Genomic DNA, 20,664 nt, shown 5'->3' on the forward strand with positions numbered 1-20,664 from the left:
CTACCAGAGGTCAATCTGGCAGCTTAGGCCCAGCATCAACTTTTGTCGATCACCTGTGGGCGGTCGGATCAGTGCTGTGTATCAGGTGTGTGAAACCTTGTGAACAATGTTGCGCTCGTGGCCTCGGTCTTTTGGCTGCTCTGCCTCGCCACACGCCGAGATAGTCTCGGTGAACGGGTTTCACCTCTTGTTCACTAACGTTCAGCCTGATAGAACACGGTGGTGGTGCGCCGTACTTCACGGCCCGCTTCATCGCTTGACCCGCTACCTGACGCACAGCTACCTGAATGCAAGGTCACCCTCGCCGTTCACGACGGAGGACTTCTCCCATGGCTGGTACCTCTCCGCGGGGCGGATCCGCCCCGCCCGCCCTCTCCCGCCGGTCGGTGCTCCAGCTCGGGGGCATCGGCGCGTTCCTGTTCGCCACCGGCGCCTGTGCCTCCGGCTCGGGCACCGACGGCTCCGACGACGCCTCCCCGGGCACCTCCGCCGACACCCTGCGTATCGCCGTCTCCAGCTACCTGAGCAGCTGGGACCAGGACTTCGTCGGCTTCGACCCGGTTGCGCTCATGCTGTACAAGAACGTCTTCCCGTACATGATCGACTACGGGGTCACCGAGGTCGACGGCTCCCGGATCCTCGACACCGAGAACGTCATGGCGACCTTCGCCGAGTCGTTCGAGCCGAACGAGGATCAGACCGTCTGGACCCTCAAGCTGCGTCAGGGCGTCACCTTCGCCAGCGGCAACGAGATGACCGCCGCCGACGTCAAGTGGTCCAAGGACCGGGCCTTCGCTGCCCAGGCCAACGTCGCCGGCATCTACCGGACCATCGGTTTGACCGAGCCGGACCAGGTCACCGTGGTCGACGACTACACGGTGCAGTTCACCCAGGCGTTCCCCAGCGCGTTGACCCGGCAGATCCAGGCGATCTCGCTGTACGTCTTCGACTCCGAGGAAGCGAAGACGCACGCCACCGACGCCGACCCGTGGGCCACCGAGTGGTTCGCCAACAACGCCCCGACCGGCGGCTACTTCAACGTCGAGCGGGCCGTGCAGGGCCAGGAGATCGTGCTCGCCGCCAACGAGGGCTACTCGGGCCCCGACCCGGCGCAGACCAGGACCGTCCGGATCTCGGTGGTCCCGGCCGCCGCCAACCAGCGACTCCAGCTGGAGGCCGGCGACATCGACGTGGCGCTGGGCATCGGCCAACGCGACATCGCCGACCTGAAGAACACCGACGGCGTCAAGGTCATCTCTGCGGCCAGCAACGAGCAGGTCGCCATCCAGATGTCGGTGACCACCGCGCCGTTCGACAACGTCGACGTCCGCAAGGCCCTCGCCCACGCGGTGCCGTACGACCAGATCATCAACAACGTGTACGGCGGCGACGCCCGCCCGACGAAGAGCCTGGTGCCGCTGGACATGCCCGGCTACGACGAGCGCGGCTACCCGTACGGCTACGACCCGGACGCCGCCCGCGCCGCGCTCGCCGCCGCCGGGGCCGACCAGATCAGCTCCGAGCTGGTCTACGCCACCGACAACGACACCCAGCAGCAGATCGCGGTCCTGGTGCAGAGCGAGGCCCGCAAGGTCGGCATCGAGCTGGAACTGGTCCCGCTGGACCCGGCCACCCTGGCCGAGCGGCGGCAGCAGAAGAACATCCCGCTGCAGATCACCGCCGGCCAGCTGTGGGTCAACGACGTCGAGTACATGCTGGCCACCAGCTTCGTCGAGGGCGCCAACCTCAACTACTCCAACTACGTCAACCCTGAGCTGGAGGATATCTACGAGCGGTCGCACACCGTCGTCGACCCGGCCGAGCGCAACGAACTCTGGCTGCGGGTGCAGGAGATCCTGGCCGCCGACGTGCCCTGGGTGATCCTCTGCCAGCCCAACTTCAACCTGCCGGTACGCGAGGAGGTCAGCGGCTGGGTCCAGCCCATGGACGGACTGGCCCGGCTGCGCTACCTCCACGCCTCGGCCTGACCCACTCCGGCACCCACCCCTCATGCGTATCGCCCGCTTCGTCGCCCGCCGGCTGCTGCAGCTCGTACCGGTGCTGCTCGGCGTGATCGTCGCGACCTTCGTCCTGGTACGGGTGCTCCCCGGGGATCCGATCCGGACCATCCTCGGCCCGAACGCCACCGAGGTCGAGGCCGCCGCCGCCCGGGCCCGCTACGGACTGGACCAGCCACTGTGGAAACAGTTCCTGGACTACCTGGGCGGACTGCTCACCGGTGACCTCGGCACGTCGATCCAGAGCGGCAACGCGGTCGCCGGCGAGCTGGCCCTACGGGTCGGCCCCACCCTGCAACTGGTGGTGCTGGCGGTCGCCGTGGCGGTGCTCATCGCCGTGGTCGGCGGCATCTGGTCGGCGCGCCGCGCCGACCGGGCCGCCGACCACGGCATCCGGGTACTGGCCCTGATCGGCAACTCGGTGCCGGAGTTCTGGCTCGGCCTGGTGCTGGTCCTGGTCGGCTACAGCATGCTCGGCTGGTTCCCGGCCCCCAGCGGCCGGGTCGACCCGGACACCAACCTCACCCCGATCACCGGCGCAGAGCTGATCGACGCCGCGCTGACCGCCAACGGACCGGCGTTCACCTCCGCGCTGGCCCACCTGGCGCTGCCGGTGGCCACCCTGGCGATCGTGGTGGTCGCCCCGCTGCTGCGCAGCGTGCGCGCCTCCGCGCTGGAGGTGCTGCACTCCGAGGCGTACACCGCCGCCGCCGCGCACGGGCTGCGCGACCGGCTGCTGCGCCGCGGCTACCTGTTGCGCTCCGCGTTGGTCCGGCTGCCGTCGCTGGCCGCTCTGGTCTTCGGCACCGCGGTCGGGTCGACCGTGCTGATCGAGTACGTCTACTCGTGGCAGGGCTTCGGCCAGTGGGCGCTGCGCGGGCTGCTCTACCGCGACTTCCCGGTGGTGCAGGCCTCTGTGCTGCTCATCGCCGTCTGCTACGTCCTCGTCTTCCTGATCGCCGACGTGGTGCACGCGATCCTCGACCCGAGAGTGAAGATCTGATGGTTGACCTGCGCGCAGCCGGTGGCCCGGCGGACAGCGCCGACGACGCCGCCCCGGTGGTGGCCGCCGGCACCGCCCGGGGCGGCCGGTTCGCCACCGTCCTGATCTCCGTCGGCGCGACGATCCTCGCGGTGGTGGCGCTGGCCGCGATCGCCGCACCGCTGCTGTCGTCCTGGGGCCCGCAGGAGATCGACCCGGCCGGCACCCTGCTGCCGCCCGGCGGCGGCCACCTGCTCGGCACCGACATCAACGGGATGGACGTGTGGAGCCGGCTGCTGCACGCCGGCCGGCTCGACCTGGGCATCGCGGTCGCCGCGGTCGCCCTCGCCGTGTTCGCCGGCACCACCCTCGGCCTGGTCGCCGGCTACTTCGGCGGCTGGATCGACGACGTGCTGATGCGGCTGCTCGACATCTTCCAGGCGTTCCCCACCTTCATCCTGGCCCTCGCGGTGGCCGCGCTGCTCGGCGGCGGCACGGTCAACCTGATCCTGACCATCGCCCTGGTCAACGCGCCCGGGTACGCCCGGCTGGTGCGGGCCGAGGTCCGCTCGGTCCGCGAGCTGCCGTTCATCGACGCTGCGGTCACCTCCGGGGCGTCGCACCTCGGGGTGCTGTGGCGGCACGTGCTGCCGAACAGTCTCACCCCGGTGCGGGTGATCGCCCCGCTCGGCTGCGGCTGGGCGATGCTCACCCTGGCCGGGCTGTCCTTCCTCGGGCTGGGCATCTCGGTGCCGACCGCCGAATGGGGGTCGATGATCAGTCTCGGCTCGCCGGACGTGGTCGCCGGCCGCTGGTGGACCTCGGTGCCGCCCGGCCTGTTCCTGCTGATCAGCGTGTTCGGCTTCAGTCTGCTCGGCGAAGGGCTGCAGGAACGCGCGGAAGCGAAACGGCGGTGACCGCGATGGACCCGACGACGATCACCCGCGACCTGCTCGCCATCGAGAACCTGTCGGTGCTGATCCGCCGACCCGGTCGGCAGGTCGCCGCGCTCAGCGGGGTCAGCCTGCACGTCGACCGGGGCGAGGTGGTCGGCCTGGTCGGCGAGAGCGGCGGCGGCAAGTCCATGGTGGCTCGCTCGATCGTCGGCCTGCTGCCCGGCGGCGCGCAGGCCACCGGCCGGGTCCGCTTCCACGGCGGCGACGTCACCGGTGACCTCACCAGTGACGCCACCGGTGACCCCGCTGGCGGGCCGAGTGACGGTGCCGGCAACACCGGCGGACCGGTCGACGTACTGCGGCTCGACCCGGAGCAGCTGCGCCGCCACCGTGGCCACGGCGCGGCGATCTGCTTCCAGAACCCGCGCGGCGCTCTCAGCCCCACCCGTACCGTCGGTCGGCAGTTGACCGACCGGCTCTCCACCCATCAGGGGATGACCGGGCAGCAGGCCCGTCAGGTGGCCCGGGAACTGTTCGCGGCGGTCGGTATCCGCAGCCCGCAGCGGCGGCTCGACGCGTACCCGCACGAACTGTCCGGCGGGATGGCGCAGCGGGTGATGATCTCGCTGGCCACCGGCTGCGCGCCCGGCCTGCTGATCGCCGACGAGCCGACCACCGGCCTGGACGTCACCCTGGCCCGGGAGATCCTCCGCCAGTTCCGCCAGGCCGCCGACGCCGACCGGCGTGGGGTGCTGCTCATCTCGCATGACCTGGCCTCGATCGCCGAGGTCTGCGACCGGGTGGTGGTGCTCTACGCCGGCACCGTCGTGGAGAGCGGGCCGGCGGCGCAGGTGCTGCGGGCCCCGGCCCACCCGTACACCCGGGCGCTGCTCGCCTCGGTGCCCGACGTGGACGGCCGGCCGGTGCGGGCCACCGCCGGCGGGATGCCGCTGCTGACCGCCCCGCCCGACGACTGCCCGTTCGTCTCCCGGTGCGCGCACGCCACCGACCGCTGCGCCGCGCAGCGTCCACCGACCGGCGCCGTGCCGGCCGCCACGTCGGTCACGGCCGCGTCGGACGGTGCCGCTGGCGGGACGGCCGGCTGGACGCTGGCCTGCTTCCACCCGCAGACCGGGCCGTTGGTCACCGACCCGGCCGTCGTCGACACGTCGGTGGGCACCGCGTCGCCTGGCACCGCACCGCGGGTCGACGCCGAGCGGGCCGGTGCAGCCGAGCGGACGGTGCTGCGGATCGAGGACGCCCACGTGGTCTACCGCAGCCGGTTCGGCCGCGGCGGGCACCACGCGCTGCGCGGCGTCGACCTGACCGTCGCCGCCGGCGAAACCCTCGGTGTGGTCGGGGAGAGCGGCTGCGGCAAGTCGACCCTGGCCAAGCTGATCCTCGGGCTGGTCGAGCCGGCCAGCGGCACCGTGGAGATCGGCGGCGCCCGGATGGCCGAGCTGCGCGGCCGGGCGCTGCGCACCCTGCGGACCCGCGCCCAGATGGTGTTCCAGGATCCGTTCGGCGCGCTCAGCCCGCGCCGCACCGTCGCCGACGCCATCGCCGAACCGCTGCGCGCCCTCGGCGTGCCTGCCCAGCAGCGGGCCGAACGGGTCGGTGTGGCGCTGGACCGGATGGAGCTGGACCGGTCGATCCTCGGCCGCCGCCCGCACGAACTTTCCGGCGGGCAGGCGCAGCGGGTCGGCATCGCCCGCGCCCTGGTCGGCGACCCCGACCTGATCGTCTTCGACGAGCCGACGTCGGCGCTGGACGTCACCGTGCAGGCGCAGATCCTGGAAGTGATCCGCGACGTCGCCGCCGACCGGGACCGGGGCAGCGTGTTCATCTCCCACGACCTGGCCACGGTACGCGGCTTCGCCGACCGGGTGATCGTGCTCTACCTGGGCCGGATCGTCGAGGAAGGGCCGGTCGACGAAGTCTTCAGCAGCCCGGCGCACCCGTACACCCGGGCGTTGCTGTCCAGCGCGCCGAGCCTCGGCGCCGGGTTCGGCGGCGGCCGCGTCGACCTGCTCAAGGACCTCGACGAGACCGACGCCGCCGCCGGCTGCCCGCTCGCCGCCCGCTGCCCGTTCGTCACCGGCCGGTGCCGTACCGAGGAACAGCAACTGCAGCCGTACGGGCGCAGCCGGGCAGCCTGCTGGCGGGCCCCGGAGATCCCCGACCTGCTGACCGCATCCGAAAGGTGACCTGAGACGATGCCCGCACCGCACATCCGGCTCGCCGTCGACATCGGCGGCACCTTCGTCGACGCGATGGAGCTGGACACCCGCACCAACCAGGTCCGGTTCCGCAAGGCGTCGACCACACCGGCCCGCCCCTGGGAAGGGGTGCTGGACGCGGTGACCGCGCTCGGCACCGACCTGTCCGAGGTGGAGCTGTTCATCCACGGCACCACGCTCGGGCTCAACGCGGTGCTGGAGCGCCGGGGCGGGGCCACCGGCATCATCACCAACGAGGGCTTCCGGGACGTCTTCCTGCTCGGCCGAGGCAACGTGCCCGCCGACCACATGTACGACTTCCAGTACGAACGGCCGGAGAGCCTGGTCAAACGGCGGTACACCGCCGGGGTGACCGGCCGGCTCGACTACCGGGGTCGGGTGGTGACCGAACTCGACCCGGACAGTGTCCGGGCCGCCGCCCGCACCCTGGTCGAGGAGCAAGGGGTCGGGTCGATCGCGGTCTGCTTCCTGCACTCGTTTGTCGACCCGAGCCACGAACGTGCCGCCGCCGAGCTCATCCGCGAGGCGTACCCGCAGGTCAGCGTCTCGGTGTCGACGGACATCGTGCGCGAGCACCGCGAGTACGAGCGGACCAGCACCACCGTGCTGGAGGCGTACATCCGGCCGATCTTCGAACGCTACGTCGACGAGCTGGAGGCCGGGCTGGCCGCCCGGGGCTTCGCCGGCCGGTTCCTGATCATGCGGTCCGGCGGCGGGTCGATGACCTCGACGACGGCCAAGAAGTCGCCGACGCACACCGTGCTGTCCGGCCCGGCCGGCGGCATCGTCGGCGCCGCCTACCTGGCCGGGGCGCTGGGCCGGGACAACCTGCTCACCTTCGACATCGGCGGGACGTCGCTGGATGCCTGCGTGATCGAGGCCGGCAGCCCGGTCGCCGCGTACGAGGCGCAGCTGGAGCACTTCCCGCTGCTGATCCCGACGTACGACATCCGCACCATCGGTGCCGGCGGCGGCTCCATCGCCTGGCTGGACCGGGGGCTGCTGAAGGTCGGTCCACAGAGCGCCGGCGCCGACCCGGGGCCGGTCTGCTACGGCCGGGGCGGGCAGCGGCCGACCGTCACCGACGCCTCGGTGGTGCTCGGCTACGTCGACCCGGACCGGTTCCTGGCCGGCACGATGGGTCTGCAGGCCAAGGCGGCGCAGGCGGCGCTCGACGAGCAGATCGCCACCCCGCTGGGGCTGAGCCCGACCGCCGCTGCGGCCGGCGTCTACGACGTGCTGCTGGCCCGCACCGTCGGCGCGGTCCGTCAGATCACCGTGGAACGCGGCCACGACCCCCGGGTCTTCTCGCTGCTCGCCTTCGGCGGCGCCGGGCCGCTGCTGGCCCCGCTGCTGGCCCGCGAGATGGGCATCCGGGAGGTGGTGGTGCCGTTCGCCCCGTCCGGCTTCTCCGCCTGGGGGATGCTGTCGGCCGACATCGTCGACGACTTCTCCCGGACCGTGCTGGCCACCCTGGACGCCGACGCGCCGGAGGGCAGCGTCGACCTGGCCGCGCTGGAGGCGATGTTCGTCGAGGTCGAGGCGGAGGCGGTCGGCTCCCTGGTGGAGCAGGGCGTCGACGCCGGCTCGGCGGTGCTGGAACGCCAGCTGGAGCTGCGCTACCTCGGTCAGGAACACACCCTGATCGTCACCGTCGGCGCCGAGCTGGACCGCGACGCGATCCGGTCCGCGTTCGAGCAGCTGCACCGATCCCGGTACGGCCACGCGATGAGCAACCGGCTGCAGATCCTCAACCTGCGGGTGCGCGGCATCGGCCGGACCACCCGCCCGGAGCTGGTCCGCCCGCCGGCCGGCGACGGCGACCCGACGCGGGCGCTGCTCGGCCGCCGAGACGCCTTCGACTTCGACACCCGCGAGGTGGCGTCGTTCGCCGTCTACGACCGGGCGAAGCTCGCTCCGGGGGACCGGTTCACCGGGCCGGCCCTGGTCGACGAGGGCACCTCCACCACGGTGGTGCCCAGCGGGCAGCGCGTCGAGGTCGACCCGCACGGCTACCTGCTGGTGACCCTGGAGGAGGCGAAGTGAGCACGCTGGACGGAGCCACCGCCGAGGTGGTGCGCAGCTACCTGATCTCCGCCGCCGAGGAGATGCGGGCCACGTTGATCCGTACCTCGTTCAATCCGGTGATCTACGAGGTGCACGACTTCGGCATGTCGATGTACGACGCCGACCTGCGGCTGATCGCCGAGGCGACCGGGTTGACGTTTTTCCTCGGCGCCAACGACTTCTCCCTCGCCAAGGGGGTCGAGTACGTCGGCCGGGAGAACCTGCACCGCGGCGACATCGTGCTGCTGAACTACCCGTACTGGAACGCCGCGCACGCCTCGGACGCCACCCTGTTCGCCCCCGTGTTCATGCCGGACCCGGCCGACGCCGAACCGGACGCCGACGGCGACCTGGTCGGGTTCCTCTGCGTGCGGGCGCACTGGATGGACCTGGGTGCCAAGGACCCGGGTTACGTGCTCGACTCCACCGACATGCACCAGGAAGGGCTGATCTTCCCCGGCACGAAGGTGGTGTCCAGGGGCGAGCCGGTGCACGAGATCCACGAGCTGATCCGGTTCAACTCGCGGATGCCGGCCGAGGTCCTCGGCGACCTGCACGCCCAGATCGCCGCGCTGCGCACCGGTGAGCGGCGGTTGCTGGAGATCCTGGCAAAGTTCGGCCGGCCCACGGTGGCCGCCGCCGTCGACGCGATCATCGCCGACGGCGAGGCCCGCAGCCGGGCCGCCCTGGCCGCCCTGCCGCAGGGCTCGTGGACCGCCACCGACTGGGTCGACGACGACGGCATCACCGAGGACCCGGTCAAGATGCAGGTCACCGTCACCATCGCCGACGGCACCTTCACCGTCGACTTCGCCGGCTCGTCACCGGCGGTGCCCGGCCCGATCAACATGCCGTACGGCGCGACCGAGGCGATCTGCAAGGTGATCCTCAAGTCGTTGACCTCACCGGACCAGCCGTCGAACGCCGGCACCATCGCGCCGCTGCGGGTCAGGGCCGAGCCGGGCACCCTGTTCCACGCCGTCTACCCGCAGCCGACGTTCACCCTGTGGACCGGCATCGTCGCCGTCGAGTTGATCCTCAAGGCACTCGCCCAGGGCATGCCGGACCGGCTGCCGGCCTCGTCCGGCGGCGACGTGCCCGGGTTCATGATGGTCGGCATTCACCCGGACACCGGCCAGCTCTTCGCAGTCAGCAACAACGACCCGGTCGGCTGGGGCGGCACCCGGGAACACGACGGGATGAACGCCGCCACCCACGTCTCCGGCAGCACCGGGCGGATGACCCCGATCGAGGTCCTCGAGGCCCGGACCGGGATGTTCTTCGAACGGTTCGAGATGCGCACCGACTCCGGCGGCGCCGGCCGGCACCGGGGCGGCGTGGGGCTGCGGCGCGACATCCGGTTCGTCACCCCGGGCGAGTTCCTGTCGGTGATCAAGAAGACGAAGTCGGCGCCGTGGGCGCTCGACGGCGGCGCGCGGCCGGACCCGAACCAGGTGGTCGTGCACCCGGGCACCGACCGGGAACGGCGGGTCAGCACGAAACGGACGCCGGTGGTGCCCGGTGACCGGGTCACCCTGCTCACCGCCGGTGGTGGCGGGCACGGCGACCCGCGTCGGCGCGACCCGGCGGCGGTACGCGAAGACGTCGCCGAAGGCTACGTGTCGCCGCCCGCTGCCCGCGAGGTGTACGGGGTCGACGTCGATGACTGAAAATGCCACTGTGGATGGCGCGGCGACCGAGGTGGTGCGCAGCTACCTGGTGGCCGCCGCCGAGGAGATGCGCTCCGCCCTGGTACGCACCGCCTTCAACCCGGTCATCTACGAGGTGTACGACTTCGGCATCTCCATCTACGACGCACGCCTGCGGCTGGTCGCCGAGTCCACCGGGCTGAGCCGGTTCCTGGGCGCCAACGACTACTCGATCCGCAAGGGCGTCGAGTACGTCGGCCGGGAGAACCTGCACGCCGGCGACATCGTGCTGCTGAACTACCCGTACTGGAACGCGGCGCACGCCTACGACGCCACCCTGTTCGCCCCGGTCTTCCTGCCGGAGCCGGCCGGTGCCGGCGGTGACGGGCCGGCCGGGGACGGCACGCTGATCGGGTTCCTGTGCGTGCGGGCGCACTGGATGGACCTGGGGGCCAAGGACCCGGGCTACGTGCTCGACTCCACCGACATGCACCAGGAAGGTGTCATCTTCCCCGGCACCAAGGTGTTCCGCCGGGGCGAGCCGGTGCCCGAGATCATCGAACTGATCCGCTTCAACTCGCGGATGCCGGAACTGGTCATCGGCGACCTGCACGCCCAGGTCGCGGCGCTGCGCACCGGTGAGCGCCGGCTGATCGAGCTGGTCGAACGGTTCGGCCCGGCCACCGTCACCACGGTCGTCGACACCGCGATCGCCGCCGCCGAAGCGTCCACCGCCGACGCGCTCGCCGCGTTGCCGCAGGGTTCCTGGACCGCCGTGGACTGGCTCGACGACGACGGCATCACCGACGAGCCGATCAAGATGCAGGTCACCGTCACCATCGCCGACGGCACCTGCACCGTCGATTTCACCGGGTCGTCACCGGCCGTCGCCGGACCGGTGAACCTGCCGTACGGGTCGACCATCGCCACCGCCCGGGTCGCGTTCAAGGCGCTCACCACACCGACCGAGCAGACCAACGCCGGGCACTTCACCGCGCTGCGGGTGGTCGCCGAACCGGGCAGCCTGTTCCACGCCGTCTACCCGGCCGCCACGTTCACCCAGTGGACCGGCACGGTGGCGATGGAGCTGATCTACCGGGCGCTGGCCCAGGGCATGCCGGACCGGCTGGCCGCGTCGTCCGGTGGCGACGTGCCCGGGTTCATGATGGTCGGCACCCACCCGGACACCGGGCAGCTGTACGCGGTCAGCAACAACGACCCGGTCGGCTGGGGTGCCTCGCCCGACCACGACGGCATCGGCCCGGCCAACCACCTGTGCCAGACCCAGGCCCGCAACACCCCGGTCGAGGTGCTCGAAGCCCGGACCGGGATGTTCTTCGAACGGCTGGAGATCCGCACCGACTCCGGCGGCGCCGGCCGGCACCGGGGCGGACCCGGGCTGCGCCGCGACATCCGGTTCACCACCGCCGGCGAGTTCCTGTCGGTGGTGAAGAAGACCAGGTCGGCGCCGTGGGCGCTGGACGGTGGCGGGCAGCCGGACCCGATCCAGGTGGTCGTCCACCCCGGCACCGACCGGGAACGACGGGTCAGCACGAAACGCACGCCGGTCGCCCCCGGTGACCGGGTCACCCTGCTCACCGCCGGTGGCGGCGGGCACGGCGACCCGCGCGACCGCGACCCCGAGGCGGTTCGCGCCGACGTCGCCGAAGGCTACGTGTCACCGGCGGCCGCCCGCGACGTCTACGGACACGTGTCACCGGCGGCCGCCCGCGACGTCTACGGCGTCCCCGCACCCGCACCCCGCAGAAAGGCCCGCGATGACCAACCCCGCTGACCGGACGCCGACATGAGCGCCGCCACCCACCCCGGACCGGTCGACACCGTCCTGACCAACTGCACCGTCGTGGACGCCCGCATCCTCGACGGCGTCGGTCCGGTCACCGACGCCGCCGTCTGGGTGCGCGGCGACCGGATCGCCGCCGTCGGACGGGCCGCCGAGGTGACCGCCACCGCCCGCGCCGAGGCCGACGTCACCGAGATCGACCTCGGCGGCGCGTATCTGACACCCGGGCTGACCAACATGCACACCCACCTGTCGCTGTCCCTGCCCGGTGCCGGCGGGCAGAGCGTCAAGGACATGACCCCGCACGAACTGGCCCTCTACATGGCCGACGGGGCCCGGCGAACCCTGCTCTGCGGGGTGACCACGGTCCGCTGCGTGGCGGAGAAGGACCATGCCGACTTCGCGCTGCGCCGGGCGATCACCGCCGGCCGGGTCACCGGGCCACGGATCTTCACCGCCGGCCGGGCGCTGGTCTGCACCGGCGGGCACGGCCACGAGAGCACCGACACCCTGGAATGCGACGGGGCAGACGGGTTCCGGCGTGGAGTGCGCAGCCAGATCAGAGCCGGCGCCGACCTGATCAAGGTGATGATCTCCGGTGGCATCGCCGGCGAACACGAGTCGATCCACACCCGGCAGCTGTTCCCCGACGAGATGGCCGCCGTCATCGACACCGCGCACGCCTGGGGCCGCAAGGTCACCGCGCACGCCGGCCCGGCACCGGTGATCGGTGAGGCCGTCGAACTGGGCCTGGACTGCGTCGAGCACGGCTACCAGCTCACCGAGGAGGTGGCGGCGCGGATGGCGCAGCGGGGAACCGCGCTGGTGCCGACCCTGCTGGTCACCCGGTGCAAGGAGTTCTTCGACGAACTCGGCGTACCGGAATGGATGCAGTGCCGTTCGCTCGGTGCCGGCCCCCGACACCTGGAGAGCTACGCGATGGCCCTCGCAGCCGGGGTGGAGGTGCTGCTCGGCAGCGACATGCCGCCGTTCTGGTCCTTCGAGGGCACCAACGCCTCGGTGCGGGAGCTGGAGTACCTGTCGGAGAGCGGCATCGGCCCGGCCCGCGCCCTGTACGCCGGCACCCTCGGCCCGGTCCGCTGGCTCGGCGCCGAGGCCGACCTCGGCACCGTCGAGACCGGCAAGTACGCCGACCTGGTGGCGATGGACGCCGACCCGACCGCCGACACGTCGGCGTTCCGGGGGGTGCGCTGGGTGATGTCCGGCGGCCGGGTGGTCCGCGACGACCGGTCCGGCCGGACCGCCTGGTGAACGACGTGAGGAGCAGAATGTCCGAGCAGGAGACCGCCGAGATCGCCGCCGCGATCGGCGACATGTACGACGCGTTCCTCGCCGGCGACCGGGTTCGCTTCGACCGGCACCTGCACGCCGACGTGACCACCTGGGAGACGCACCTGCCCGGCCCGCTGCGCACCCGCGACCAGCTGGACGCCTACCGGTCCCAGCGCGACGCCGCTGGAGCCCGGCCGGTGCTGGACCGGCTGGCCCCCGAGGACCTGCGGATCGACGTGTGGGGCGACGCTGCGGTGGCCCGCTACGTGCTGGTCGCGGTGCCGACCGGCGGCGGCCCGGCCGAACACAGCCGGGTCACCGACGTGCTGCGCCACACCGGCGACGGCTGGCGGATCGTGCACCACCACTCCGAACTGGTCCGCCACCCGGCGGGACCGGCCCTCGAACCGGCCGGCGGTCCGGCATGAGACGCCTTGTCGCCACCGGGTACGGCGAACCCGAGCAGGTGCTCACCGTCGCCGATCTGCCCGACGACCCACCGCCCGGCCCCGGTCAGGTGCGGATCGCCGTCGCCACGGTCGGGCTGAACTTCCTCGACGTGATGCTCTGCCGGGGCGAGTACGCGGTCCGCCCGGCGCCGCCGTTCACCCCCGGGGTCGAACTGGCCGGCCGGGTCGTGGCCGCCGGTGCCGGCGCCGAAGCGCTCGCCGACACCGACGTGGTGGCCTGCCCGGCGCTGCCGCACGGCGCGCTCGGTGAGACCGTCACCATCGACGCGGCGCTCGCCGTACCGCGGCCGGCGGGCATCGACCCGGTCGTCGCCGCCGCCGTCCCGGTCACCTACCAGACCGCCTGGTTCGCGCTGGACCGCGCCGCAGTCCAACCTGGTGAGACGGTGCTGGTGCACGCCGGGGCCGGCGGCGTCGGCATCGCCGCCACCCAGCTGGCCGCCGCCCGCGGCGCCCGGGTGATCTGCACCGCCGGCGGGCCGGCGAAGACCGTGCTGTGCCGCGACAACGGCGCCGACGTCGCGATCGACTACCTGGCCGGCGACTTCGTCGACGCGGTACGCGACGCCACCGGTGGCGCCGGTGCGGACGTGATCGTCGATCCGGTCGGCGGGGAGGTGTTCACCCGGTCGCTGGACTGCCTGGCGTTCGAGGGCCGGCTCGTCGCGGTCGGTGCCGCCGGCGGCGACCCGCCGCCGGTGGACCCGATGCGGCTGATCGCCGGCAACCATACTCTGGTCGGGCTCTCCTGGGGCTCGACGTACCCGTGGACCCGGCCGGACGCGGTCGCCCAGGCGTACCGGCGGATCTTCGACCTGATCGCCGCCGGCACGGTCCGACCCCCGGTGAACCGGGTCGTCGACCTGGCCGGCAGCCCGGCCGCGCTCGCCGACCTGGCCGACCGACGCACCACCGGAAAGATCATCGTCCGGATCGACCCGAGGGAGCAATCGTGAGCGATCAGACTGCCGGCACCGACGGCGACGACCTGACCGGCGGCGGTGACATGGAGGTCTACGACCTGCGGGTAAGCGTGGACCGGATCACCGGCCGGTCGGTCTGCGGGATGGCCGTCGGCGACCACTTCGACCTCACCGACAGCGCGCACCTGAAGATCCCGGAAGGGAAACACTTCTGCGTGTACGCGCTCGCGTCGGTGCTGCCGTTCCTGGCCGCCAAGCAGCGCGACATGCCGCCGGGGGACTGGCTGGAACGCGACACCCTGTTCGCCTGCCCGGACCCGGAGGAGGGCCTGGTCATGCGGGTCGAACGGACCTGCAAGCGGCGGATGAACTCGGCCGACCTGACCTGACGTGACCTGTCCCTGATCCATCGGAGGTTCGCGTGGCTGTGGAAATTGGACTCGGCCTGCAGAGCGACAAACGCGCCGGCGACTACGCCCGGCTGGCCCGTGCCGCCGAGGCGTACGGCTTCGACGTGCTGAGCGTCTTCGGTGACCTGATGTACCAGCCGCCGATCTTCCCGCTGCTGGAGATGGCCGCCGCCACCGGACGGGTCCGGCTCGGCACCGCCTGCCTCAACCCGTACTCGATGGCGCCGTACGAGATCGCCGGCCAGCTCGCCGCCCTCGACCTGGCCTCGCACGGACGGGCCTACCTGGGGCTTGCCCGCGGCACCTGGCTGGGCGCGGTCGGCATCGAGCAGCCGCGTCCGTTGACCGTGCTCGCCGAGGCAGCCGAGGTGATCCGCCGGTTGCTGCGCGGCGACACCGCCGGTTTCGCCGGCAAGGTGTTCCGGCTGGCCCCGGAGACCGCCCTGCGGTACGCGGTACACCGCCCGGACCCGCCGCTGCTGCTCGGCGCGTGGGGGCCACGCGGTGCCGCGCTCGCCGGGCGGATCGCCGACGAGATCAAGGTCGGCGGCAGCGCCAACCCGGACATGGTGCCGGTGATCCGCGACCGGCTGCGTCCCGGTGCCGACGCCGCCGGCCGCTCCGTTGACGACGTCGGCATCGTGTTCGGCGCGGTGACCGTGGTGGACACCGACGGTGCGGCGGCGCGGGCGAAGGCCCGCACCGAGGTGGCGATGTACCTGGCGGTGGTCGCCGATCTGGACCCGACGGTGACCGTGCCGGACGACCTGCTGGCGCAGGTCAAGTCGCTGGTGGCGGCGGGCCGCGACGTCGACGCCGGCCGGCTGGTGCCCGATGATCTGCTGGACCGGTTCGCCTTCTCCGGCACCCCGGAGCAGGTCGCCGCCCAGGCGCAGGCGCTGATCGACGCGGGGGTGCGTCGGGTCGAGTTCGGCACCCCGCACGGGCTCACCGACGACCGTGGCGTCGAGCTGCTCGGCAGCGCGGTGCTGCCGCTGCTACACAGGGAGGCTTCCCGATGACAGTCGACGGTGTACTCGTCGTCGCCGGCCCGGGGCTGACCGTCGACCCGGAGCTGCTGCGGGGCCTGGTCGTCGCCGAAGCAGCCGGCCTCGGCGTGGTCGGCGACTTCGTGGTCGCCGCCGACGCCGCCGAGGTCCGCGGCCTGCTCGACGGGGTCGGCAGCGTCGGCGGGCGCGCGGTGGTGCTGCTGCCCGGCCCGGACCCGGCGGTACGGGCGCTGCTGACCGCCGACGGCCGCTGGGTGGGACGCGCCGTCCACTACGACCCGCAGGTGACCGACCCGCAGCCGACCGACCCTGGCTCGGTCCACCTGTCCGGCCGGGGTGTGTGGGGGCTGGCCTGGGCGATCCGGCACGCCGTGCACCGGCTGCGCCGCCCGGCGCGGCGGGTCGCGTACGGCCCGGACCCGGAGCAGTGGGGCGAGCTGCGGCTACCGGCCGATTCGTCTGAGGTGTCCGCCAAGTCGTTGCCGGTTGCGGTGCTGCTGCACGGCGGCTTTTGGCGGTCGATCTGGGCGGCGGACCTGATGGACGCGCTCGCCGTCGACCTGGCCGACCGGGGTTACGCGGCGTGGAACCTGGAGTACCGCCGGCCGGACCGGCACGGCTGGCCGGCCACCACCGCCGACGTGGCAACCGGGCTGGCGGTGCTGGCCAACCTGCCGGAGCTGACCGGTGGCGCGGTGCCGGACGGTCTGCTCGACCTGGACCGGGTCGCGGTGTTCGGCCATTCGGCCGGCGGGCAGTTGGCGGTGCGGCTGGCCGCCGACGGCGGCCCGGTGCCGGTGGCGTTGGCGGTCTCCCTGGCCGGGGTGCTCGACCTGGCGGAAGGGGACCGGCGGCAGGTCGGCACCGGTGCGGTCGCCGCCGCGCTCGGCGGTGACCGCGACACCGTGCCGCAGGTGTACGCCGCCTCGGATCCGATGGCCCGGCTGCCGATCGGGGTGCCGCAGCTGATCGTCCAGGGTGCCGGCGACGACCTCGACCTGATCGACTTCAACCGCCGGTACGTGGCGGCGGCGCGGGCCGCCGGGGAGGACCCGGGCTGGCTGGAGCAGCCGGGTGACCATTTCTCGGTGATCGACCCGGCCGCGCCGATCTGGCAGGCGACGATGACGCAGGTGGACCACTTCCTGGACCGGGTCCTGGGCCGGTGACGGGCCGGACCCGGTCAGCCGGCCCGAAATTATTACGTGTCAGTGAACATGCTGCCCACTAGTGGGCAGTGCGGCGGTCAGAACAGCCGTGGGGTGACCACCGACACCACGGTGGTCACCTGGTCGGTGTCGTTGTACAGCCGGTGCGGGGTGCTGGACCGTAGATGCAGGCTGTCGCCCGGGTAGAGCCGGTGCTCCACCCCGTCGACCTCGTACAGCAGCTCGCCGCTGACCACGTACGCGAACTCCTCGCCGAAGTGCCCGTACGCCTCCTCGCGGCGCCCGCCCGGCGCGATGTGCACCAGCATCGGCTCCAGCACCAGGTTGGGGCCACGGTCGGAGAGCATCCGGTAGGTCTGCTGGCCGGAGACGTACTCGGTGGCACCGTTGTCGGCCCGGGTGAGGGTGAAGTGCACCGGCAGGCTGCCCTGCGGGTCCTCGGCGGTCTCGGCCGGCTCCGCGCTGAAGAACTCGGCGACCGGCCGGTCCAGCGCGGCGGCGACGCTGTTGAGCGCGGTCAGCCCGATCGACGAGACACCCCGCTCGACCTGGGACAGGAACCCGATCGACAGGTTGGCGCGGCTGGCCAGACCGCGCAGGGTCAGCCCCTGCTCCTTGCGGAACTGGCGCATCCGGGCGCCGACCAGATCCTGGCGTGCGTCGCCGTCGGCGACGACGCGATCAGACCTGCGCACCGGACCTCCCGTGACCCCCCGCGCGGACCGCCCGCCGGGCCGCGCCGATTCTTGTTCGATGGTATCGAACTAACCGCCCCGACCGGAACCCCGACCGGACGTCGCCGGCAGACAATGCGCTCGCTGACGAGGACACGCCCGTCGACCTCGAAGTTGACCACTCAGCGTGTCGAACATCTTCCTTGACGTGAGGTCCTGTGGAGAAAAGGGATTGACGGACGCCGGTGTCCGGTGGCTAGGCTGCTTGGGCATTCACATTTACACATCACGGGGGTGGACGTGCCGTACGGCAGGCGCCAGTTGACGTTCGACGCAGACCGGGTACTCAAGGGACTGTCGGGTTGGCCGCCTCGCCTCGCTGCTGGCGTGGCGACCCTGCTGGTGGTCACCCTGGTGCCGGCCGCACCAGCGGCTGCGGCCGCCAACCAGGCACCAGACCGCCCGACCCAGCTCACCGTGCACGGCCGCGCCTGCGAGCCGGGCGCCGGCAGAGTCTGGACCGTCACGACGACACCGACGTTCACCGCCCGCGCCAGCGACGCGGACGCCGGTCAGCAGTCGCTCACCACCACGTTCTCCTGGCGGCGGGTCGGTCAGCCCTCGCACACCATGCAGCAGGTGCAGCAGAGCACCGGCAACCCGTCCTTCGCCTCCGCTACGGTGCCGACGGCAGCCGCGTTGGAGCACGGCGCGTCCTACCTGCTCCGCGCGCGCACCAGCGACGGCACGTCGACCGGGGGCTGGTCGAAGCCGTGCCGGTTCACCGTGGATGTCGTCGCACCACAGCCACCGTCGGCGGTCACCTCGGCCGACTATCCGCCGATGACACCCAACCAGCCGCCGGTCGGCGGGATCGGTATCCCGGGAGTCTTCACGATCAGCCCGCCGGCCGACGCCACCGGCATCGTCGGCTACGCCTACACCCTCGACAGCGGCATCGGCCCCGGCTCCGCGCCGGTGGTGCCGGCCGCCGCCGACGGCTCTGCCACGCTCGAGCTTCAGCCGAGCAGAGACGGCTTCAACACCTTGCGGGTCTGGTCGAAGGACCAGGCAGGGCTGGTTTCCACCGTGGTGGAGTATGAGTTCCGGGTCGCCAGCGGCAACGCGCCGGCCGCGCGCTGGGGCTTCGACGACGGTGGTGCCGTCGGCGATGACGACACCGGCAACGGCAACCCCCTCACCGTCGTCGGAGCCACCACCGAGCCAGGACGGAGCAGTCCCGCCCTGTCACTGACCGCAGCCGGCGACCACGCCTCCACCACTGGACCAGTCACCTGGCCGCACCCGACGACCGCAGCCGCGCTCACCCTGCGTACCGACCTGACCTTCACCTTGTCGGCGTGGGCCAGACTCGATGCGGCCGGTACCGCACAGACCGTCGTCACGGTCGACGGCAGCACCACCTCGGTCGCCTCCATCGGCTACGACGCGACCGCCGACCGGTGGCGCTTCACGATGGCCGACGGCGACTCCGCCGCCGCCACGCTGATCAGTGTGGACTCTGACACCGCCGCCGTCCCCGGCCGGTGGACCCACCTCGCGGCGACCTACCACAAGCCCTCCGGCGCGATGCAGCTGCACGTCAACGGCGTTCGGCAGAACGCGACCGCCACTCTCGCCGGCAGCGTCGCCGCTACCGGGCCGGTGACCATCGGGCAGGCGCTCCGGGCCGGCGCGGCCACCGACCAGTTCTTCGGCCAGCTCGACGACGTCCGCGTCTACCAGCGAGCGCTTTCCACATCGGAGATCGGCGAGCAGGCCCGCCCGTTCGCGCCCCAGGTCAGTCTGCCCGACGGCGCCAGTGTCGATCTGGGCACCTCCGTTGCGATGACCTTCGACGCTGGCGGTGACACCAACGTGACCCAGTTCCGCTACAGCGTCGGCTCGGCCATTCTGAACCAGAATGCCGTGCCGGACGTACCCGGAGGCTCGGTCACCGTGTCCGTCACTCCGACGGCACTCGGTGACGTGCCGGTATTCGTCGGCAGCCGGACCGCCGAAGGCCTCACCAGCCCGCTCACGAGCGTGACCCTGCAGGTGCTGCCCGCACCCGTGACGGTCACCGGCACCGTGTACGGGACAGACTTCATGCCGGTCGGTGCCGGCGTAACGGTCACCCTCGAGCCGGGCGGTCGGCAGACCTCCACCGGCGCCGACGGCGGTTTCAGCTTCGCGGACGTCGACCCGGGGCAGTACTCCGTGACCGCGAGCTCCGGCAGTGGTGACTGTGGAGCCGTCGCCAGCACGGAGATCACCGTCCCCGATACCGCCGACGTCGTGCTGTTCCTGTCCCCGGTGGCCAGCCCGGACGGCAGCCTCTGCCAGGAACTGACCCAGCCGTTCACGCCGGTGTCCGGCACGGCGCTCGCCCTCACCGGTGACGACGAGGTCACCGAGACCGCACTGCCGTTCCCGGTCACCTTCTTCGGCCAGACCTACGACTCGGCCTGGGTGGACACCAACGGGATCCTGACCTTCACCGACCCCGGCGGCTCGCACCCGACACCGGCCGGCATCCCCACCGTCGGCGGACCCGATGCGATGGTCGCCGCGTTCTGGGACGACCTGATCGTTGACGGGCAGGCCAGCGTGGTGACGGCGACGCGGGGCTTCGCGCCGTTCCGCGAGTTCGTCGTCGAATGGCGGGACGTACGCCGCGCCGCCGACCCCGACGAGCGGATGACGTTCCAGGTGGTGCTCGGTGAGCTGGGCGTCATCCAGGTCAACTACACCGGGATCGATCCGGCCAGCCCGGGTGAGCGCGGCGCCGGTGCCACCATCGGCGTCGAGAACGCCGCCGGCGCCGGCGGCCTGGAGTACTCGTCCAGCACGCCGGTGCTCGTCGACGACCGTACGGTGGCCTTTTTGCCGGGTTTTTGACTGTCGTGGCCGGGCCAGGACCAGCGCGGTGGTCGCAGCCACTGGTGGCAGACGGGTGAATCTTGGATCCAAGCGTCGCTTGAGTCCACCGGTTGTTGGTCGACCGTCCTTTGTCAAGCCCCGGGTCTGCCAGCTCTCCACGTGTTCGCACCGAAGGC

General features: G+C 72.1%; 15 protein-coding genes. 14 read left to right on the forward strand and 1 reads right to left on the reverse strand.

Annotation, left to right across the window (positions count from 1 at the left end; translation table 11 throughout):
* The first annotated feature begins 329 nt into the window (after positions 1 to 329).
* Genes O7621_RS17415 through O7621_RS17475 form a run of 13 tightly spaced genes read left to right on the forward strand, consistent with a single transcriptional unit; the run spans position 330 to position 16,931 of the window.
* A complete protein-coding gene (locus O7621_RS17415; RefSeq protein ID WP_282230235.1) occupies positions 330 to 1,988 on the forward strand; it encodes an ABC transporter substrate-binding protein in 1,659 nt (552 codons plus the stop codon).
* Between the two features lie 22 nt (positions 1,989 to 2,010).
* The gene (locus O7621_RS17420; protein ID WP_282230236.1) at positions 2,011 to 3,021 is read left to right on the forward strand and encodes an ABC transporter permease; all 1,011 of its coding nucleotides are present in this window, start codon (positions 2,011 to 2,013) and stop codon (positions 3,019 to 3,021) included.
* A complete protein-coding gene (locus O7621_RS17425; protein ID WP_282230237.1) occupies positions 3,021 to 3,917 on the forward strand; it encodes an ABC transporter permease in 897 nt (298 codons plus the stop codon). Before O7621_RS17420 ends, O7621_RS17425 begins: the two co-directional genes overlap by 1 nt.
* A gap of 5 nt (positions 3,918 to 3,922) precedes the next feature.
* Positions 3,923 to 6,103 (forward strand): ABC transporter ATP-binding protein, encoded by a 2,181-nt coding sequence (locus tag O7621_RS17430; RefSeq protein ID WP_282230238.1) that lies wholly within the window; start codon positions 3,923 to 3,925, stop codon positions 6,101 to 6,103.
* Positions 6,104 to 6,112: 9 nt separating this feature from the next.
* Positions 6,113 to 8,182, forward strand: a complete 2,070-nt coding sequence (locus O7621_RS17435) for a hydantoinase/oxoprolinase family protein (protein WP_282230239.1) — start codon at positions 6,113 to 6,115, stop codon at positions 8,180 to 8,182.
* Positions 8,179 to 9,873 (forward strand): hydantoinase B/oxoprolinase family protein, encoded by a 1,695-nt coding sequence (locus O7621_RS17440; protein WP_282230240.1) that lies wholly within the window; start codon positions 8,179 to 8,181, stop codon positions 9,871 to 9,873. The genes O7621_RS17435 and O7621_RS17440 overlap by 4 nt, the downstream gene beginning before the upstream one ends.
* Complete coding sequence (locus O7621_RS17445) at positions 9,866 to 11,647, forward strand: hydantoinase B/oxoprolinase family protein (RefSeq protein ID WP_282230241.1); 1,782 nt, start codon at positions 9,866 to 9,868, stop codon at positions 11,645 to 11,647. Before O7621_RS17440 ends, O7621_RS17445 begins: the two co-directional genes overlap by 8 nt.
* Positions 11,648 to 11,659: 12 nt before the next feature.
* The gene (locus O7621_RS17450) at positions 11,660 to 12,928 is read left to right on the forward strand and encodes an amidohydrolase family protein (RefSeq protein ID WP_282230242.1); all 1,269 of its coding nucleotides are present in this window, start codon (positions 11,660 to 11,662) and stop codon (positions 12,926 to 12,928) included.
* Between the two features lie 17 nt (positions 12,929 to 12,945).
* Positions 12,946 to 13,377, forward strand: a complete 432-nt coding sequence (locus O7621_RS17455; protein ID WP_282230243.1) for a DUF4440 domain-containing protein — start codon at positions 12,946 to 12,948, stop codon at positions 13,375 to 13,377.
* Entirely contained in the window at positions 13,374 to 14,375 is a 1,002-nt protein-coding gene (locus O7621_RS17460) for an NADPH:quinone oxidoreductase family protein (RefSeq protein ID WP_282230244.1), read from the forward strand. The genes O7621_RS17455 and O7621_RS17460 overlap by 4 nt, the downstream gene beginning before the upstream one ends.
* Entirely contained in the window at positions 14,372 to 14,731 is a 360-nt protein-coding gene (locus O7621_RS17465; protein WP_282230245.1) for a TIGR04076 family protein, read from the forward strand. The genes O7621_RS17460 and O7621_RS17465 overlap by 4 nt, the downstream gene beginning before the upstream one ends.
* Positions 14,732 to 14,763: 32 nt before the next feature.
* Positions 14,764 to 15,774, forward strand: a complete 1,011-nt coding sequence (locus O7621_RS17470) for an LLM class flavin-dependent oxidoreductase (protein WP_282230246.1) — start codon at positions 14,764 to 14,766, stop codon at positions 15,772 to 15,774.
* Positions 15,771 to 16,931 (forward strand): alpha/beta hydrolase, encoded by a 1,161-nt coding sequence (locus O7621_RS17475; RefSeq protein ID WP_282230247.1) that lies wholly within the window; start codon positions 15,771 to 15,773, stop codon positions 16,929 to 16,931. Before O7621_RS17470 ends, O7621_RS17475 begins: the two co-directional genes overlap by 4 nt.
* Before the next feature lie 77 nt (positions 16,932 to 17,008).
* On the opposite strand, the gene O7621_RS17480 is transcribed toward O7621_RS17475, so the two are convergent.
* Positions 17,009 to 17,626 (reverse strand): cupin domain-containing protein, encoded by a 618-nt coding sequence (locus O7621_RS17480; protein WP_282230248.1) that lies wholly within the window; start codon positions 17,624 to 17,626, stop codon positions 17,009 to 17,011.
* A gap of 279 nt (positions 17,627 to 17,905) precedes the next feature.
* Here O7621_RS17480 and O7621_RS17485 point away from each other — a divergent pair, with 279 nt between their 5' ends.
* Positions 17,906 to 20,506: a LamG-like jellyroll fold domain-containing protein gene (locus tag O7621_RS17485; protein ID WP_282230249.1), complete on the forward strand. Its 2,601-nt coding sequence runs from the start codon at positions 17,906 to 17,908 to the stop codon at positions 20,504 to 20,506.
* Positions 20,507 to 20,664: the final 158 nt, after the last annotated feature.

It is taken from the genome of Solwaraspora sp. WMMD937, assembly GCF_029581175.1.
Lineage (GTDB): Bacteria > Actinomycetota > Actinomycetes > Mycobacteriales > Micromonosporaceae > Micromonospora_E.

Coding starts and splice junctions, on each gene's coding strand:
- O7621_RS17415 (WP_282230235.1), top strand. CDS start 330: ATGGCTGGTACCTCTCCGCGGGGCGGATCCGCCCCGCCCGCCCTCTCC.
- O7621_RS17420 (WP_282230236.1), top strand. CDS start 2,011: ATGCGTATCGCCCGCTTCGTCGCCCGCCGGCTGCTGCAGCTCGTACCG.
- O7621_RS17425 (WP_282230237.1), top strand. CDS start 3,021: ATGGTTGACCTGCGCGCAGCCGGTGGCCCGGCGGACAGCGCCGACGAC.
- O7621_RS17430 (WP_282230238.1), top strand. CDS start 3,923: ATGGACCCGACGACGATCACCCGCGACCTGCTCGCCATCGAGAACCTG.
- O7621_RS17435 (WP_282230239.1), top strand. CDS start 6,113: ATGCCCGCACCGCACATCCGGCTCGCCGTCGACATCGGCGGCACCTTC.
- O7621_RS17445 (WP_282230241.1), top strand. CDS start 9,866: ATGACTGAAAATGCCACTGTGGATGGCGCGGCGACCGAGGTGGTGCGC.
- O7621_RS17450 (WP_282230242.1), top strand. CDS start 11,660: ATGAGCGCCGCCACCCACCCCGGACCGGTCGACACCGTCCTGACCAAC.
- O7621_RS17455 (WP_282230243.1), top strand. CDS start 12,946: ATGTCCGAGCAGGAGACCGCCGAGATCGCCGCCGCGATCGGCGACATG.
- O7621_RS17460 (WP_282230244.1), top strand. CDS start 13,374: ATGAGACGCCTTGTCGCCACCGGGTACGGCGAACCCGAGCAGGTGCTC.
- O7621_RS17475 (WP_282230247.1), top strand. CDS start 15,771: ATGACAGTCGACGGTGTACTCGTCGTCGCCGGCCCGGGGCTGACCGTC.